Consider the following 14,327-nt stretch of genomic DNA (forward strand, 5'->3'; position numbering starts at 1 on the left):
GGTGCGGGACGAACCGGCCCCGGCCAAGATCAACCTCGCGCTGCACGTCACCGGCCGGCGGCCCGACGGCTATCACCTGCTGGATTCGCTGGTCGTGTTCACCGAACTGGGCGACCGGGTGACGGTCGCGCCGGGGCCGCCGTCGCTGCGGATCACCGGGCCCTTTGCCGACGACCTGCCCGTCACCGGCGACAACCTGTGCCTGCGCGCCGCCCGGTCGGTGGGGGCCGATGCCGCGATCACGCTTTACAAGGCGCTGCCGGTCGCGTCGGGCATCGGCGGCGGCTCGGCCGATGCCGCCGCCGTGCTTCGCGCGCTGGGCCGCCGCCCCGCTGCGCCCGAGGCACTGGGTGCCGACGTTCCCGTCTGCCTCGCCTCGGTTCCCGCCCGGATGCGCGGCCTGGGCGAGATCGTCGATCCGCTGCCGGGCGTCCCCGCGCTGCATCTGGTGCTGGTGAACCCGCGCGTCCCCGTCTCGACGCCCGAGGTGTTCCGGGCGCTTCGCCGCCGCGACAATCCGGGCCTGCCCGACCTGCCGGCTGGCGGTGACGCCGCGCTGCTGGTCGAATGGCTGAAGGCCACGCGCAACGACCTGCAACCGCCCGCGATCGGGCTTGCGCCCGTCATCGCCGACGCGCTGGCCGCGCTGGTGGATGCGGGCGCGGCGCTGGCGCGGATGTCGGGATCGGGCGCGACCTGCTTCGGCATCTTCCCCGACGCGGCGGCCGCGCTGCGCGCCGCGCAGTCGATCGCCGCAGTCCGTCCGGGATGGTGGATCGCGGACACGCGCACCCTACCTTCGCCCGCGCGCCCGCGCTAACCTGCCGCCGACGCGAAAGGAAAGGGGACGCGATGCTGCGGCTGGGGGTGAACATCGATCACGTGGCGACGGTGCGGAACGCGCGCGGCACGCCCTGGCCCGATCCCCTGCGCGCCGCCCTGATGGCCGAGGACGCGGGCGCCGACGGCATCACCGCGCATCTGCGCGAGGACCGGCGCCACATCTCGGACGACGACATCGCCCGGCTGGCGGGATCGTTGCGCGTGCCGCTGAACCTGGAAATGGCCGCCACGCCCGAGATGCAGGCGATCGCCCTGCGCCACCGTCCGCACGCCGTCTGCCTTGTTCCCGAAAAGCGCGAGGAGCGGACGACCGAAGGCGGCCTAGACGTGGCGCGCGACGAAAACTGGCTGTCGGACTTCATCGTGCCGCTGCGCGAGGCGGGGTGCCGGGTGTCGCTGTTCATCGGCCACGATCCGCGCCAGATCGACGCCGCCGCGCGGGTGGGGGCGGCCGTGGTCGAGCTGCACACCGGCGCCTATTGCGATTTCGACACCGAGGGGCGGCTTGCCGAACGTGACGCCGAGCTTGCCGGTCTGGCCGAGGGCGCGCGGCTGGCCGCCTCGCTGGGGCTCGAGGTTCACGCGGGCCACGGGCTGACCTTCGACACCGTGGGCCCGATCGCGGCGCTGCCCGAACTGGCCGAGCTGAACATCGGCCATTTCCTGATCGCCGAGTCGATCTTTACCGGCCTTGGTCCGGCGATCGCGGAAATGCGCGCCCGGATGGATGCGGCCCGCGACGAAAGGGCCGGCTCATGACCCGGATTGCCGCGGCTTTGGCCCTTTTCGTTGCGCTTTCTCCCGTGCTGCTGGCCGCGCCCGCGCAGGCTGGTCCCGCGGCGGTCCGCCCCTGTGGCGACGGCGAGCGGGTCGATACCGTCGCCGAGCCGTGGGAAGACAACACCGCCAGCTACGCCGAGGGGCGGGTGCGGGTGGCCAAGCTGGACACGATCGAGCCTGCGGGCGCGCCGGTCCACCTGCTGATCCTCAGCCCGCCGATGGACGAAAGCGGCATGTTCCGGCAGTGCCGCGTGGTGTCGCTGGCCGAAGGGTCGGGGTTCTGGTCGATGGACTTCGCGTCGCGGAAGGCCGCCTACGACCCCGGGCGCGGCCTGACGCTGACGATCCCGGTCAAGGTTTACGATCCTTCGGCCGGGGACGGCGTGCCGCGCGTGTTGACGGTGACGATCGACCAGTCCACCGGCAGGATTGCCGCCGGGACGGCGCGATGACGCCGCGGGGTTCCGATCGTCCCGGTGCCTGGTCGCGAGCCGCCCGCCGATCCGCGCCGCCGTCCGCGGGGTCGCGCGCATGATCCTGGGCGTCGGCACCGATCTGGCCAATATCGACCGCATCGCCGGGGTGCTGGACCGCCACGGCGACCGCTTCCGCAACCGCGTCTACACCCCGCAGGAACTCGCCCGCGCGAAGCGCCGTACGAACGAGGCCGCGACGCTCGCCAAGCGCTGGGCCGCGAAAGAGGCGTGCAGCAAGGCGCTGGGCACCGGCCTTGCGATGGGGATCGTCTGGAAGGACATGGCGGTCACGAACCTGCGTACCGGCCAGCCGCAGATGACGCTGACCGGCTGGGCGGCCGAGCGGATGGCGGCGATGACGCCGCTCGGCCACCGCGCCGTGGTGCATGTGACCCTGACCGACGACCACCCCTGGGCGCAGGCCTTCGTCGTGATCGAGGCGGTGCCGCTGGCCTGAGGCGCGGCGCAGACGGGCGGCGGGGTAGGGCGGCGGCGACGGGCGCGTCAGGGCTGGTAGCCCCGGACCAGCGCCGCCGCGATCAGCCCCCAGCCGTCCACCACCACGAAGAACGCCAGCTTGAACGGTAGCGCGACGATGGCGGGTGGCACCATCATCATCCCCATCGACATCAGCACCGCCGACACCACCAGGTCGATGATCAGGAACGGCAGCGAGACGAGAAACCCGATCTCGAACGCGCGCTGGATCTCGGACAGCATGAAGGACGGGACCAGCACCGACAGCGCCGGCTCGGCCGTCGCCTGGGCGCCTTGGGTCGGCGGGGTGGGCAGGCCGGTGCCGTCCTGCGGGCCGGAGCCCGGGCGGCCCGGCGCCACCTCGGCCAGCGCCGCAAGCGTGTCGGGGTCGGTGCGGGCGGCCATGAAGTCGCGGAACGGGCGGATGCCGCGCTCGAACGCCTCGGGGACGGTGATCACACCCTGCTGCAGCGGCGCGCCGGCCGTGTCCCACGCCTCGCGCAGGACCGGGTCCATGACGAACCACGTCAGGAACATCGCAAGGCTGACGATCAGCATGTTCGGCGGCGACTGCTGCAGCCCGATCGACTGGCGCAGGATCGACAGCACCGTCACGACGAACGGAAAGCAGGTGACCATGATTGCAAAGCCGGGGGCAAGCGACAGGAGCGTGAGGCCGAGAAAGATCAGGACCGCGTTGTTGCCCAGGCCCTGCGCCGCGGCCTGCGCCGCATCCTCGATCCCCTGCGCGCCCGCGCCCTGCGGCAGGGCCGCCGCAAGGGCCGCCAGCAGACCGGCCGCGGCGATGCCGCGATGACGCCCGCCCGTGGTCACGCCGGTCCTGCCGACAGGATCCTGACCGCAAGCCGCCCGTCGGGCCGCCCGTCGTCCACCAGCTCGCCCCGCGCGATCACCTTGTCGGCGATGCAGATGTCGACGCCGTCGCTGACCTCCTGGTCCAGCGCCAGCACGTCGTCGGGGCGCAGCCGCGACAGCTCGGCCACGGTCAGGCGGGTGCGGCCCAGCCGGATTTCGATCTCGACCTGGATCAGGTCGGTGGCGATTAGGGAGGAAAAGTCGCTCATTCGGAAGCTCCGTCCATGAAATCGCGGAAGAGGTCGCGGAAGGCCTGCGCGGTCGCCGCCTCGTCAAAGGTGATGCGGCCGTCGCCCGAGACGATCTCGACGGTGCCGTCGGGCCCCGTCGGGTCCAGCGTCGGCGCGGCGCAACCCGCCTGCTCGATCGCCTGGCTCAGGTCCGCCTGCTGGTCGGGCCCGCAGCGCAACCGGACGGTCACGGGCGCGGCGCTTTCGTCGGCGAGGCGCCGCAGCTCGGTCATGACCGCCACCTGCATCCGCGCCCGCGCCAGCACCGGCAACGCGCCGTCGGCAAAGGCGTCGAGCACGGGGGAAAGCTGTTCCATGACCCCGGTCATCATCGCCGCCCGGCTCGCGGCGGCGTCGCCCAGGGTGCGGCCAAGCTCCGCCACCCGCGCGGCCAGATCGCGGCGGGCGGCGGCGTCTGCGGCGGCCGCCCCCTCGGCCAGGCCGCGCGCGTGGGCGGCGTCAAGGTCCGCCTGCGCGAAGCGGGCGGGCGGCGGCGACGGCATTCGCCGGTCGAAGGATTCGAGCCTGAGGACAGCGGGCTGCATCACGCCTTTTCCTTGTCGTCGATCCAGCCCGACAGGATCCGCAGGCTGTCCTGCTGGCGTTCGCGCATGAGTTCGCGCAGCCGCGCCACGGGATCGGCGGCCTGGGCGGGCGGCGGGGTGAAGTCGTAGTCGGGACCGGCGATCGAGATCGCGGGCAGGCCCGGCAGGTCGGCCACGCCGCTGGCCATCGCCATGCCGATCGGGGCTGCGGGCGCGGGCAGGCCCGGCACCGCCGGCCCGCTGTCATCCAGAAGCAGCGGCGCGGCCTTCGCCTCGGCCCGGCCGCGCAGCACCGGGCGCAGCACCACCGCCGCGATGACCAGCGCGAACAGCCCCACCAGCGCCAGCCGGATCAGGCTGTTGGGGTCCAGCCGGTCCAAGGGCCCCGCGCGCTCGGCCAGCGTCCCGTCGCCCGACAGCGCCGCGAAGGGCAGGGACTTCACGGTGATCACGTCGCCCCGCGCCTCGTCAAAACCCACCGCCGACGCCACCAGCTCGCGCAGCGCGTCCAGTTCCGCCTGCGCGCGGGGGACCAGCGTCGCTTCCCCCTGCGGGTCGGTTCCGGGCACGCCGTTCACCATCACGGCGACCGTCAGACGGCGGGTCGCGCCGGGCTGGGTCACGACCTCGCGGGTGGTGCGGCTGACCTCGTAGTTCGACACCTGCCGGGTTTCCGAGCTGCTGGCGCGGTTCTGCTCGGCATCCGCCGCGTCGCCCCCCTCGGGCAGGTTCGAGGACGCCGTGACCGGCCCGCCCGACTGGTTGGTCGAATTGTCCGACGTCTCCTGGCTTTCCTGCGAAACCAGCGCCCGCGCGCTGGGGTCGAACCGCTGCTCGGTCAGGCTTTCCGCCTCGGTCTGGACGGCGATGTTCAGCTCAACGATGGCGTTGCCGGGGCCGACATGGGATTCCAGCATCCGCTGGACGTTGGTTTTGAGATCGCTTTCGCGGTCGGCCGGGCCAAGTTCGTCGGCCGCGGCAACGACGCCCCGCACGCTGTCGATGACGGTCACGCGGTCCGGCGTCATGCCGGGCACGCCCGAGGACACCAGGAACCGCAGCGCCTGCGCCTGCGCGCGTTCGACCGGGGCGCCGTTCGTGGTCAGCGTGACCGACGCGGTGCCCGCGACCTCGCGTCGGTAGCCGCGCCCCGACGGGACCGCCAGGTGGACCCGCGCCGTCTTGACGTTTGGCAGCGCCAGGATCGTGCGCGCAAGCTCGCCTTCCTTGGCCCGCCAGTAGGCGGCGTCGAACATCTGCGAGGTGGTGCCGAAGCCCGACATGCCGTCGAGGATCTCGTAACCCGCGCCGCCCGCGTTCGGCAGGCCCAGCCCCGCCAGCGTCATTCGCAGCTGGTCGCGCCGGGCCGCGTCGACCCAGATCGAATCGCCGCGCACCTGATAGGGGACGCCGGATTTCTCGACCTCTTCCATGATCTCGCCGGACTGCGCCCCGTCGAGGCCGCCGTAAAGCAGCGCCATGTCGGTGCGGCTGGACGCCCAGGCGAACCCCGCCACCGCAAGGAAGGTCAGCGCGAAGGCCGCGATCAGCGTCACCCGCTGCGACGCGCTGCGCGCGGTCCAGTAATCCAGCAGCTTCTGCATGCCATGCTCCGATTCGGGGTTCGTCGTGGTTCGTCCACGGCCGTCTCATCGCATGGCGCCGATTAAGAATGCGTTAGCCCCGTCCTGCTATTGCTGCCCCTGCAGGACGGAGAATCACGATGACCGACATCACCGCCGACATGGTTGCCAAAGGGGGCGGCACCGGGGCTGGAAACGCGGCCGAGCCGCCGCGAAAGCCGCTCCTTCGGCGCATGATTCCGGTGCTGCTGCCGCTGCTGGCGCTGGGGGCGGGGGCCGGTTCGACCTATGCGGGGCTGTGGTCGCCGCTGGCGCTGCTGCAGCCGTCCAAACCCGCGCCCGACGTGCAGGCGGCCCCTGCCGTCGTTTTCGTGGACGTGCCGCGGATCGTCCTGTCGCTGCCCGGCACGGGCGGGCGGTCGCTGGTGGTGACAGCGCTGATCGACATCGACCCCGCGGCGGCGGACCAAGCCCGGCTGCTGATGCCGCGGGTGGTCGATGCCTTCACCACCTTCCTGTCCGACATCGACCCCGCCGCGCTCGACCGGCGCGGCATCCTTGAAATCCTGCGCGCCGAGATGGCGACTCGCGCCCGCTTCGTGCTGGGCGACCAGGCGGTGCGCGACCTTCTGATCACGGAGTTCCGCATCCAATGACCCTGTCCACGATCCTGCAGCTTGCGCTGTGCCTGTTCGCGGGCGGCCTTGCGGCGTTCTGCCTGGTCCTGTCGCGGCGGCTTCGGCGGCTCAACGACCTGGAAAGCGGGCTCGGCGCCGCCATCGCCGTGATGACGGTCGAGATCGGCCGACTGGAAGGCGCCATCGGCGCCGCCCGGTCCGAAGCGACCGCCGCGACCCGCGACCTCGCCTCCGAGGTTGAGCGGGCCAAGGCGGAACGCGCCTACTGGGCGCTTCAGCGCAGCATGGTGGCGGGCGACGCGCCCGCCCGGCCGCGCCTGCGCCGCCGGGTCGCCCTTGATGCGTAGGGCGGTCCTGTCATCGGCGGCGCTGGCCCTGGGCGGGCTGGCGCTGGTCCAGGGTCTGCAGCTGCTGCCCGCCGGGTTCCAGATGCGCGCCTTCGCCGCCACCGGCCCGCAGTCGGCGGCATCCGCGCCCGCACTTCTCGACGGTTGCGGCGACGTCCCCGAGGCGTTGGCGCTGGCCGAGGAACTGCGCCTGCGCGGCCTCGCCGTCGATCGCGGGATCGAGGCGCTGGACGGCCGCCGGGCCGAAATCGCCGCCGCCGAGGCGCGGCTGGCAAAGACTCTGGGGCAGCTGCGCGCCGCCAAGGAGGCGCTGGGCAAGGGGCAGGCGGCGGTCCAGACCGGATCCGAGGCCGGCATTTCGCGCCTGATCGCCGTCTACGACGCGATGAAGCCCGCCGAGGCGGCCGAGGTTCTGGCGGCTCTTCCCCCCGACTTCGGGGCCGAGATCCTTGCCCGCGTCCAGCCTGAGACGGGCGCCCGGATCATCGCCGCCCTCGAGCCCGAGCAGGCGGCGATCCTGTCCGCGCGCCTGGGCGCCACCCGAACCACGAAGGACTGACCCATGTTCGGCATCATCGGCATCATCCTGACTGTCGCGATGGTCTTTGGCGGCTACATCCTCGCGGGCGGCAAGATGGGCGTCATCACCCACTCGCTGCCGTTCGAGATGATGATGATCGGCGGGGCGGCGGTGGGGTCTTACCTGCTGTCGAACAGCTCGGACGTCCTCAAGCACACGCCCAAGGGGCTGATGCGCGCCTTCAAGGGCCCGAAATGGCACGACGACGACCATCGCCAGGTCCTGTGCCTGATGTTCGAGCTGCTGCGGCTGTGGCGGTCGAACCCGGTGGAGCTTGAGGAACACATCGAGACGCCGGAGACCTCGAAGATCTTCGCGAACTATCCCGCGATCCTCGCCGACGATCAGGCCGTGCGGCTGATCACCGACACGCTGCGATCGGCGAGCCTGAACTACGACGACCCCTATCAGGTCGAGGACATGCTGGCGCGTCGGATTTCGCTGCTCAAGGACGAGGCGATGCACGTCCCGCACGCGCTGCAGAACATGGCCGACGCGCTGCCGGCGCTGGGGATCGTGGCGGCGGTGCTGGGGATCGTGAAGACGATGGCCTCGATCGACCAGCCGCCCGAGGTGCTGGGCGGGATGATCGGCGGGGCGCTGGTCGGCACCTTTCTGGGCGTGTTCCTGGCCTACGGGTTCGTGGCGCCCTTGGCGCAGCGACTGGGCGAGGTAACGAAGCAGGACCTGTCGTTCTACGACGTGATCAAGTCGGTGCTGGTCGCGGGGCTGCACCGCCACGCCACGAACCTGTGCGTCGAGGTCGGCCGGCAGGCCGCGCCGGAACATGTCCGGCCAAGCTTCGTCGAGGTCGAGAACGCGCTGCGCGACATCAAGAAGGCGTCGTGATGTTGCTCGCGCTCGCCGTTTCAGCGCTGCCCGTGGCGGCCGCCCCGCAGGACGACTTCTTCGCCCGCGCGACCGGGTGGGTGCTCGCGGGTGAAACGCTGCCCCCCGACTACCTGCGGCAACTGGCCGCGATGCCCGCCGACGAACGGCTGGCTGCGGTCGTGTTCCTGCGCCGCTCGGGGCTGCTGGACGGCGCGCCGATTCCGCTTGCGACCATGCTGGCGCCGCCGACCGGCGGCGCAGGCGCGGGGGTCGGGCAATGACGGCCGCCCCGGACACCGCCGCGGTCGGTGCGACCAAGACCCCGCTGCGCCCGCTCGCCGTCACCGGCGCGCTGCTGCTCATCACGCTGTCGATGGTGATCCCGATCCCGGCGGCGATTCTGGATATGGGAATCGCGCTGTCGATCGCCAGCTCGGCCCTGATCCTCGTCATGGCCTGCCTGGTCCAGAAGCCCACCGATTTCCAGGCCTTTCCGGTCCTGCTGCTCGTCACGCTGATGGTGCGCCTTGCCCTCAACGTGTCCTCGACCCGCCTGATCCTGACCGAGGGGCATACCGGCCCGCAGGCGGCGGGCGACGTCATCATGGGGTTCGCGAACTTCGTCGCGGGCGGGTCGCTGGTCGTGGGCCTCACGATCTTCGCCGTGATCTCGGTCGTGAACTTCATGGTCATCACCAAGGGCTCGGGCCGGATGGCCGAGGTGTCGGCGCGGTTCGCGCTCGATTCGCTGCCCGGCAAGCAGCTGGCGATCGACGGGGACCTGAACTCGGGCGCGATTGACCACGCCGAGGCCAAGCGCCGCCGGGTGGCGGAGCAAAGCGAGATCAGCTTCTTCGGATCGCTCGACGGGGCGTCGAAGTTCGTCAAGGGCGACGCGGTCGCGGGGCTCGTCATCACCGCGATCAACCTGGTGATCGGCCTTCTGGTGGGCATCCTCGCCCACGGGCTGCCGGTGGTCGAGGCGATGCACAGCTATTCGCAGCTGACCATCGGCGACGGGCTGGTGAGCCAGATCCCGTCGCTCATCACCTCGATGGCGGCGGCGATCCTCCTGTCGCGCGGGGGCGCCACCGACACGACCGCCGACATGCTGACGCGGCAGTTCTCGGACGGCTGGCACGCGCCCGCGATCGTCGGCGCGGCGATGGCGCTGCTGGCACTGGTGCCGGGGATGCCCACGCTGATCTTCCTGATGCTCGCCGCCGGTGCGGGCGCGCTTGCGTGGCGGAACGCGCGCCGGCCCGCCCCCGTCGAGGCAGAGCCGCTGCCGCCCGCCGCGCCCGTCGATCTGCGCCCCAAGATGGGCGACATCCTCGACACCGACGAGATCGGGGTCGAGATCGGGCCCGATCTCATCACCGCCGCGCTGGACGGCGCGCGGGGCCTGGGGCCGCGCATCAACAACCTGCGGCTTCACATCGCCCGCAGCCTGGGCGTGATCCTGCCCGAGGTGCGGATCACCGACGCGCCCGCGCTGGATGGCGGCGACTACATCATCCGCATCCACGGCGTCGTGCGCGCCCGGGGCAACCTGCGTCCCGCGCAGATCCTGGCGCTGGGCGACGCCGAGACGCTGGCCGCGTTGGGGGGCGAGCCCGCGCGCGAGCCCGTCTATGACAGCCCCGCCCGCTGGATCGCGCCCGCCGAACAGGACGAGGCCGCGATCGCCGGCGCGACCGTCGTCACCCCGATGGAGGTCCTGTCCACCCACCTGATGGAGACGGTCAAGGCGAACCTGCCCGCGCTTTTCACCCTGTCGGCCATGCAGCGCCTGATCCAGGAGCTGAAGTCGCTCAGCGACGAGGGGCGGGCGCAGTCCTACCAGCGCCTGTTCGACAACATGATCCCCGACAAGGTCGCGCCCGACCTGCTGCTGGCGGTGCTGCGCCTGCTGCTGGCCGAGCGGGTGTCGATCCGCAACCTGCCCCTGATCGTCGAGGCGGTGTACGAGGCGCGCAGCCCCGACCCGGACCTTGCGTGCGATCTGGTCCGCCGCCGCCTGCGCGGACAGATCACGGAACAGCTCGCCGACGCCGAGGGGCGCGTGGACGTGCTGCAGCTGCATCCCGCGTGGGAGGCCGAGTTCGTCCGCGCCGAGGCCGAGGCGGGCCGCCATCCCGGCGCGCTGAGCCAGCCGCTCATCAAGGCCATGACCGACCAGATCAAGCGCACCGCCGCGACCCTGGCGGCCGGGGCGCAGCCCGCGCTGGTCGTCCCCGACCACCGCCGCCGCGCGGTCCGCGCGATGGTGGGGGCGGCGGGCGTCGGCTGGCCGGTCCTGGGCATCGACGAGGTCGATCCGGCCGCGCGGATGCGGCTTCTGGGAACCGTCGAGACGTGATCGCGGGTCTTGCGCAGGTGCAGCAGGTCCTGCCGCCGGGCGCGCTGTTGCCCTTGGTCCTCGTCTATGCGCGGGTGCAGGCCTGCGTCCTCGTGCTGCCGGCGCTGGGCGAGCAGGTGCTGCCGGTTCGGGTGCGGGTGGCGATCGCGATGGCGCTGACGCCGATGCTCGCGCAGGCCGCGCAGGTGGACAGCGCGGCCGGCGGGGTGGATGCGGGCGGGCCGATCTACGCGGTCGCGCTGCTGGTCGCGGCCGAGATCGTGACCGGGCTCGCGCTCGGCATGATGGTGCGGCTGATCGCCATGGCGCTCGACATCGCCACCACGGCCATGGCGCAGACCGCGTCGCTGTCGCAGATCGTCGGCGTCTCGAACGAGATGGCGCCGCATCCGATCGGGAACCTTCTGCATCTTGCGGGCATCGCCGTGGTGATGGCGCTGGGCCTGCCCGCGATGCTGTGCGACCTGCTGGCCGACAGCCTGCGGCTGCGCCCGGCGGGCGGCTGGCCCGACATCCAGGTGCTGCTGCCCGCCATCGTCGACCTGGTCCGCAGCAGCTTCGGCCTGGCGCTCGTGATCGCCGCGCCGTTCGTCCTGGGCGGGTTCCTGTTCCAGGCGCTGTCGGGGGTGATCGCGCGGGTCATGCCGGCGCTGCCCGTGACGTTCATCGTGGCCCCGGCGGCGGTCCTGCTGGCGCTGGTCGCGCTGACGGTCATGTCCCCGGCCGTGCTGCGGATCTGGGCCGACGCGGTCCTGTCCGTGCCGCTGCCGGTCCTGCCATGAGGGCGCCCCGGTGAGCGAGGACAAGGAAGACCGCCAGTACGACCCGTCCGAACAGAAGCTGCGGCAGGCGCGGGAAAAGGGCGACATCCCCCGCTCGCCCGAAAGCACCGTCGCGCTGTCCTATCTGGGCACCGCGCTGGCGCTGGCGATGCTGGGGGGTGCTGCGCTCGACGGGTGGTCGGCGATGGCCGAGCGGCTTCTGGGGGCGGAACCCTGGCCCGAGGCGCCGGCGTCGGCCGCCGATCTGGCGGCGGCGCTGGGACGGCGCAGCGGCTGGACGGTGCTGGCGATGCTGGCCGCGCCCGCGCTTCTGGTGCTGCTGGGGCTGGTGATCCAGCGCGGGATCGTCTTCACGCCCTCGAAGCTTGCCCCCGACATCAACCGCATCAACCCGATGAAGAACGCGGCCCAGAAGTTCGGCCGCCAGGGGCTGACCGCCTTTGCCATGTCGCTGGGCAAGACCTGCCTTGTCGCGGCGGGGGGGTGGCTCCTGTTCGGCCGGTTTGTCGACCGGCTGGGCAGCGCCGCGTTTCTGGGCGGCGGGCAGTGGACCCTGGCGCTGCCCATCCTGACCCGGCAGGTGATGCTGCTGGCGCTGGGGATCGCGGTCGCGTTCGCCGCGATCGACATTTTCTGCAAGCGCCTCGACTTCATGCGCCGCAACCGGATGACCCGGAAAGAAGTCGAGGACGAGCACAAGGAAAGCGAGGGCGACCCGCATCTCAAGAACGCGCGGCGCCAGCGCGCGGTGGACATCGCGCTTGGCACGATGCTGGCCGACGTCGAAAAGGCAGACGTGGTGATCGTGAACCCGACCCACTACGCCGTCGCGCTGGAATGGAAGCGGGGCAGCGGGCGGGCGCCGGTGTGCCTGGCCAAGGGCGTGGACGAGGTCGCGCTGCGGATCCGCGAGCGGGCGCGCGAGCACAAGGTGCCGATCTGGTCGGACCCGCCCTGCGCCCGCGCGCTGCACGCGACGGTCAAGCTGGGCGAGGAGATCTCGCACGACCAGTTCGGCCCTGTCGCGGCCGCGATCCGGTTCGCCGAGGCGATGCGGGTCCGGGCGCGGGCGGGTTGGGGCGCAGAAGGGTCGGCGGGGCAGGGGGCGGACGGGGCGGGTCCGTCGCGGCCGGATGCGAGCGGGCCGGATACGCGCGTGCCGGGTGTGGCGGGGTCCAGTGCGGCGGGGTCCAGCGCGGCGGGGCCAGCTTCTGGCGGGGATCGTCCGAGTGCGCCGATCCCTGGCAGACCGGGCGCGCGGGGCGGGCCGCGATGACCAGCGACGCGCAGTTGCAGGCGCTGGGGCGGGTGGCGCAGCTGAAATCCGACCTGGAGCTGAAGAAGTTTTCCGCCTTCCGGTCCCATGTCGTGGCGCTGGAGGGGCGGATTGCCGCGATCCGCGACGAAATGTCGAACCTCAGCGCGGGCGACGCGCCGGGCACGCTCGACGACCTGCGGGCGGCGGCGGCGGTGGCGGGGCGCAACGCCGAGGCGCTGCTGCGCGCCGAGGCCGAGCTTGCGCGCATGCGCCCCGGCTTCGAGGCCGCGCGCGTCCGCGCCGTGCGCGAGTTTGGACGGGCGCAGGTCCTGTCGCAGATCAGGACCGAAGCGGCCGAGGATCGTCGCGCGCGGCACGAGGGAAAGCCGTGACGGTCAGCGCGGTCCCCTTCGGCCACGGCGGCGGACGCCCTTGCCCGCAAGGCGGTCGCGGAGGCAGCCGCGCGACCTGGCGGCGACGGTACCCGCGACCACGCCGCGCCGCCGCAAGCGCCGCCGGATGGCCTTGGCCCCGGATCACTTCGCCCCGAGAAGGCATCCGCGCCAGCGGACGCCGCCCCCCCTGCAGACGGCAACGCCACCCGGCGGCAGGTTGCGCTGCGCCGTGCGAACCTGCTAACCCGCCTCATGCCGCCCACGGGGGAACTCGCCATGTCGCATCTCGAAGCCGTTTCGGACCAACCCACCCGCCGCGTCTGGACCGCGGCCGAGGCGCGGGCGGTGTTCGACCTGCCCTTCATGGAGCTTCTGTTCCGCGCCCAGACCGTCCATCGCGCGCATTTCGATCCCAACCGCATCCAGCTGAGCCGCCTTCTGTCGATCAAGACCGGCGGCTGCCCCGAGGATTGCGGCTATTGCAGCCAGTCCGCGCGCCACGGGAGCGAGCTGTCCGCCTCGAAGCTGATCGAGGTCCAGCGGGTGCTGGCCGAGGCGAAGAAGGCGCGCGACGCCGGTGCCACCCGCTACTGCATGGGCGCCGCCTGGCGCAGCCCCAAGGAACGCGACATGGCGCAGGTGATCGCCATGGTCGAGGGGGTGAAGGCGCTGGGGATGGAAACCTGCATGACGCTGGGGATGCTGGACGCAGGCCAGGCCAGGCGGCTGAAGGACGCGGGCCTTGACTACTACAATCACAACATCGACACGTCGGAAGCCTATTACGACAAGGTCGTGACCACCCGAAGCTTCGCCGACCGGCTGGATACGCTCGCGGTCGTGCGCGACAGCGGGATCAAGGTCTGCTCCGGCGGGATCCTTGGCCTGGGCGAGGGGCAACAGGACCGCGTGGACATGCTGGTCACGCTCGCGAATTTGCCCGAGCCGCCCGACAGCGTGCCGATCAACATGCTGATCCCGATCCCCGGCACGCCGCTGGCGGACGCGGACCCGGTCGATCCGATCGACTTCATCCGCACCATCGCGACCGCGCGCATCATGATGCCGCAGGCCCATGTCCGCCTGTCGGCCGGGCGCACCGCGATGACGGACGAGATGCAGGCGCTGTGCTTCCTTGCCGGCGCGAACTCGATCTTCGTGGGGGAGACGCTGCTGACGGCTGGCAACCCCGACGAGGACAAGGACATGCGGCTGCTGGCAAAGCTGGGCATGCAGCCGATGGTCGCGCACGAGCATGCGCCGGGCGATGCGGACCCCGCGCCGATCCCGCGCGAGCGGACGCCGGTGCCGATCCTGCGCTGAG

Annotated in this window: 18 protein-coding genes; 14 read left to right on the plus strand and 4 right to left on the minus strand. The window is 71.9% G+C overall.

Going from position 1 to position 14,327, the window contains the following annotated elements:
• Position 1: 1 nt before the first annotated feature.
• The 4 genes from FNF32_RS13430 to acpS all read left to right on the plus strand — a co-directional run bounded on the left by FNF32_RS13430 (position 2) and on the right by acpS (position 2,556).
• Entirely contained in the window at positions 2-820 is an 819-nt protein-coding gene (locus tag FNF32_RS13430; protein WP_185961981.1) for a 4-(cytidine 5'-diphospho)-2-C-methyl-D-erythritol kinase, read from the plus strand.
• A gap of 32 nt (positions 821-852) precedes the next feature.
• Complete coding sequence (locus tag FNF32_RS13435; RefSeq protein WP_131675409.1) at positions 853-1,602, plus strand: pyridoxine 5'-phosphate synthase; 750 nt, start codon at positions 853-855, stop codon at positions 1,600-1,602.
• Positions 1,599-2,075: a hypothetical protein gene (locus FNF32_RS13440; protein ID WP_131675408.1), complete on the plus strand. Its 477-nt coding sequence runs from the start codon at positions 1,599-1,601 to the stop codon at positions 2,073-2,075. The genes FNF32_RS13435 and FNF32_RS13440 overlap by 4 nt, the downstream gene beginning before the upstream one ends.
• A gap of 79 nt (positions 2,076-2,154) precedes the next feature.
• Positions 2,155-2,556: a holo-ACP synthase gene (gene acpS, locus FNF32_RS13445; RefSeq protein ID WP_131675413.1), complete on the plus strand. Its 402-nt coding sequence runs from the start codon at positions 2,155-2,157 to the stop codon at positions 2,554-2,556.
• 47 nt (positions 2,557-2,603) lie between these two features.
• Here the strand turns inward: acpS and FNF32_RS13450 are convergent, their stop codons facing one another.
• The 4 genes from FNF32_RS13450 to fliF are packed head-to-tail and all read right to left on the minus strand — an operon-like array spanning position 2,604 to position 5,831.
• On the minus strand, positions 2,604-3,410 hold the full coding sequence (locus tag FNF32_RS13450; protein WP_246087837.1) for a flagellar type III secretion system pore protein FliP: 807 nt from the start codon (positions 3,408-3,410) through the stop codon (positions 2,604-2,606).
• Positions 3,407-3,661, minus strand: coding sequence for a FliM/FliN family flagellar motor switch protein (locus FNF32_RS13455; RefSeq protein WP_131675407.1), 255 nt, complete (start codon positions 3,659-3,661; stop codon positions 3,407-3,409). The genes FNF32_RS13450 and FNF32_RS13455 overlap by 4 nt, the downstream gene beginning before the upstream one ends.
• Positions 3,658-4,227, minus strand: coding sequence for a hypothetical protein (locus tag FNF32_RS13460; protein ID WP_143796692.1), 570 nt, complete (start codon positions 4,225-4,227; stop codon positions 3,658-3,660). Before FNF32_RS13460 ends, FNF32_RS13455 begins: the two co-directional genes overlap by 4 nt.
• A complete protein-coding gene (fliF, locus tag FNF32_RS13465; protein ID WP_131674975.1) occupies positions 4,227-5,831 on the minus strand; it encodes a flagellar basal-body MS-ring/collar protein FliF in 1,605 nt (534 codons plus the stop codon). Before fliF ends, FNF32_RS13460 begins: the two co-directional genes overlap by 1 nt.
• 119 nt (positions 5,832-5,950) lie before the next feature.
• On the opposite strand from fliF, the gene FNF32_RS13470 reads away from it, so the two are divergent.
• From FNF32_RS13470 to bioB, 10 genes are all read left to right on the plus strand, one after another.
• Complete coding sequence (locus FNF32_RS13470) at positions 5,951-6,466, plus strand: flagellar basal body-associated FliL family protein (RefSeq protein WP_131674974.1); 516 nt, start codon at positions 5,951-5,953, stop codon at positions 6,464-6,466.
• Positions 6,463-6,795: a hypothetical protein gene (locus FNF32_RS13475; RefSeq protein ID WP_131674973.1), complete on the plus strand. Its 333-nt coding sequence runs from the start codon at positions 6,463-6,465 to the stop codon at positions 6,793-6,795. Before FNF32_RS13470 ends, FNF32_RS13475 begins: the two co-directional genes overlap by 4 nt.
• Positions 6,788-7,354 (plus strand): magnesium transporter MgtE N-terminal domain-containing protein, encoded by a 567-nt coding sequence (locus FNF32_RS13480; protein WP_131674972.1) that lies wholly within the window; start codon positions 6,788-6,790, stop codon positions 7,352-7,354. Before FNF32_RS13475 ends, FNF32_RS13480 begins: the two co-directional genes overlap by 8 nt.
• Positions 7,355-7,357: 3 nt before the next feature.
• Complete coding sequence (motA, locus tag FNF32_RS13485) at positions 7,358-8,224, plus strand: flagellar motor stator protein MotA (protein ID WP_131674971.1); 867 nt, start codon at positions 7,358-7,360, stop codon at positions 8,222-8,224.
• Complete coding sequence (locus FNF32_RS13490; RefSeq protein ID WP_131674970.1) at positions 8,224-8,487, plus strand: hypothetical protein; 264 nt, start codon at positions 8,224-8,226, stop codon at positions 8,485-8,487. Before motA ends, FNF32_RS13490 begins: the two co-directional genes overlap by 1 nt.
• Positions 8,484-10,568: a flagellar biosynthesis protein FlhA gene (locus tag FNF32_RS13495; protein ID WP_131674969.1), complete on the plus strand. Its 2,085-nt coding sequence runs from the start codon at positions 8,484-8,486 to the stop codon at positions 10,566-10,568. The genes FNF32_RS13490 and FNF32_RS13495 overlap by 4 nt, the downstream gene beginning before the upstream one ends.
• The gene (locus FNF32_RS13500) at positions 10,565-11,350 is read left to right on the plus strand and encodes a flagellar biosynthetic protein FliR (protein WP_246087838.1); all 786 of its coding nucleotides are present in this window, start codon (positions 10,565-10,567) and stop codon (positions 11,348-11,350) included. The genes FNF32_RS13495 and FNF32_RS13500 overlap by 4 nt, the downstream gene beginning before the upstream one ends.
• A 10-nt stretch (positions 11,351-11,360) precedes the next feature.
• Positions 11,361-12,626 carry a flagellar type III secretion system protein FlhB gene (flhB, locus tag FNF32_RS13505; RefSeq protein ID WP_143796693.1) on the plus strand — a complete coding sequence of 422 codons (1,266 nt, stop codon included), beginning with the start codon at positions 11,361-11,363 and terminating at the stop codon, positions 12,624-12,626.
• Positions 12,623-13,000: a hypothetical protein gene (locus FNF32_RS13510; RefSeq protein WP_131674967.1), complete on the plus strand. Its 378-nt coding sequence runs from the start codon at positions 12,623-12,625 to the stop codon at positions 12,998-13,000. The genes flhB and FNF32_RS13510 overlap by 4 nt, the downstream gene beginning before the upstream one ends.
• Positions 13,001-13,279: 279 nt before the next feature.
• Positions 13,280-14,326 (plus strand): biotin synthase BioB, encoded by a 1,047-nt coding sequence (gene bioB / locus FNF32_RS13515; RefSeq protein WP_131674966.1) that lies wholly within the window; start codon positions 13,280-13,282, stop codon positions 14,324-14,326.
• Position 14,327 lies beyond the last annotated feature (1 nt).

The organism is Paracoccus marinus (assembly GCF_007018965.1).
GTDB classification, from domain to species: Bacteria; Pseudomonadota; Alphaproteobacteria; order Rhodobacterales; family Rhodobacteraceae; genus Paracoccus; species Paracoccus marinus.

What these genes read in the sequence shown, in the direction of transcription:
- fliF (WP_131674975.1), bottom strand. Translation starts at nt 5,831, where the DNA reads ATGCAGAAGCTGCTGGATTACTGGACCGCGCGCAGCGCGTCGCAGCGG.
- bioB (WP_131674966.1), top strand. Translation starts at nt 13,280, where the DNA reads ATGTCGCATCTCGAAGCCGTTTCGGACCAACCCACCCGCCGCGTCTGG.
- acpS (WP_131675413.1), top strand. Translation starts at nt 2,155, where the DNA reads ATGATCCTGGGCGTCGGCACCGATCTGGCCAATATCGACCGCATCGCC.
- FNF32_RS13460 (WP_143796692.1), bottom strand. Translation starts at nt 4,227, where the DNA reads ATGCAGCCCGCTGTCCTCAGGCTCGAATCCTTCGACCGGCGAATGCCG.
- FNF32_RS13470 (WP_131674974.1), top strand. Translation starts at nt 5,951, where the DNA reads ATGACCGACATCACCGCCGACATGGTTGCCAAAGGGGGCGGCACCGGG.
- FNF32_RS13435 (WP_131675409.1), top strand. Translation starts at nt 853, where the DNA reads ATGCTGCGGCTGGGGGTGAACATCGATCACGTGGCGACGGTGCGGAAC.
- FNF32_RS13490 (WP_131674970.1), top strand. Translation starts at nt 8,224, where the DNA reads ATGTTGCTCGCGCTCGCCGTTTCAGCGCTGCCCGTGGCGGCCGCCCCG.
- FNF32_RS13510 (WP_131674967.1), top strand. Translation starts at nt 12,623, where the DNA reads ATGACCAGCGACGCGCAGTTGCAGGCGCTGGGGCGGGTGGCGCAGCTG.
- motA (WP_131674971.1), top strand. Translation starts at nt 7,358, where the DNA reads ATGTTCGGCATCATCGGCATCATCCTGACTGTCGCGATGGTCTTTGGC.
- FNF32_RS13480 (WP_131674972.1), top strand. Translation starts at nt 6,788, where the DNA reads ATGCGTAGGGCGGTCCTGTCATCGGCGGCGCTGGCCCTGGGCGGGCTG.
- FNF32_RS13455 (WP_131675407.1), bottom strand. Translation starts at nt 3,661, where the DNA reads ATGAGCGACTTTTCCTCCCTAATCGCCACCGACCTGATCCAGGTCGAG.
- FNF32_RS13495 (WP_131674969.1), top strand. Translation starts at nt 8,484, where the DNA reads ATGACGGCCGCCCCGGACACCGCCGCGGTCGGTGCGACCAAGACCCCG.
- FNF32_RS13440 (WP_131675408.1), top strand. Translation starts at nt 1,599, where the DNA reads ATGACCCGGATTGCCGCGGCTTTGGCCCTTTTCGTTGCGCTTTCTCCC.
- FNF32_RS13475 (WP_131674973.1), top strand. Translation starts at nt 6,463, where the DNA reads ATGACCCTGTCCACGATCCTGCAGCTTGCGCTGTGCCTGTTCGCGGGC.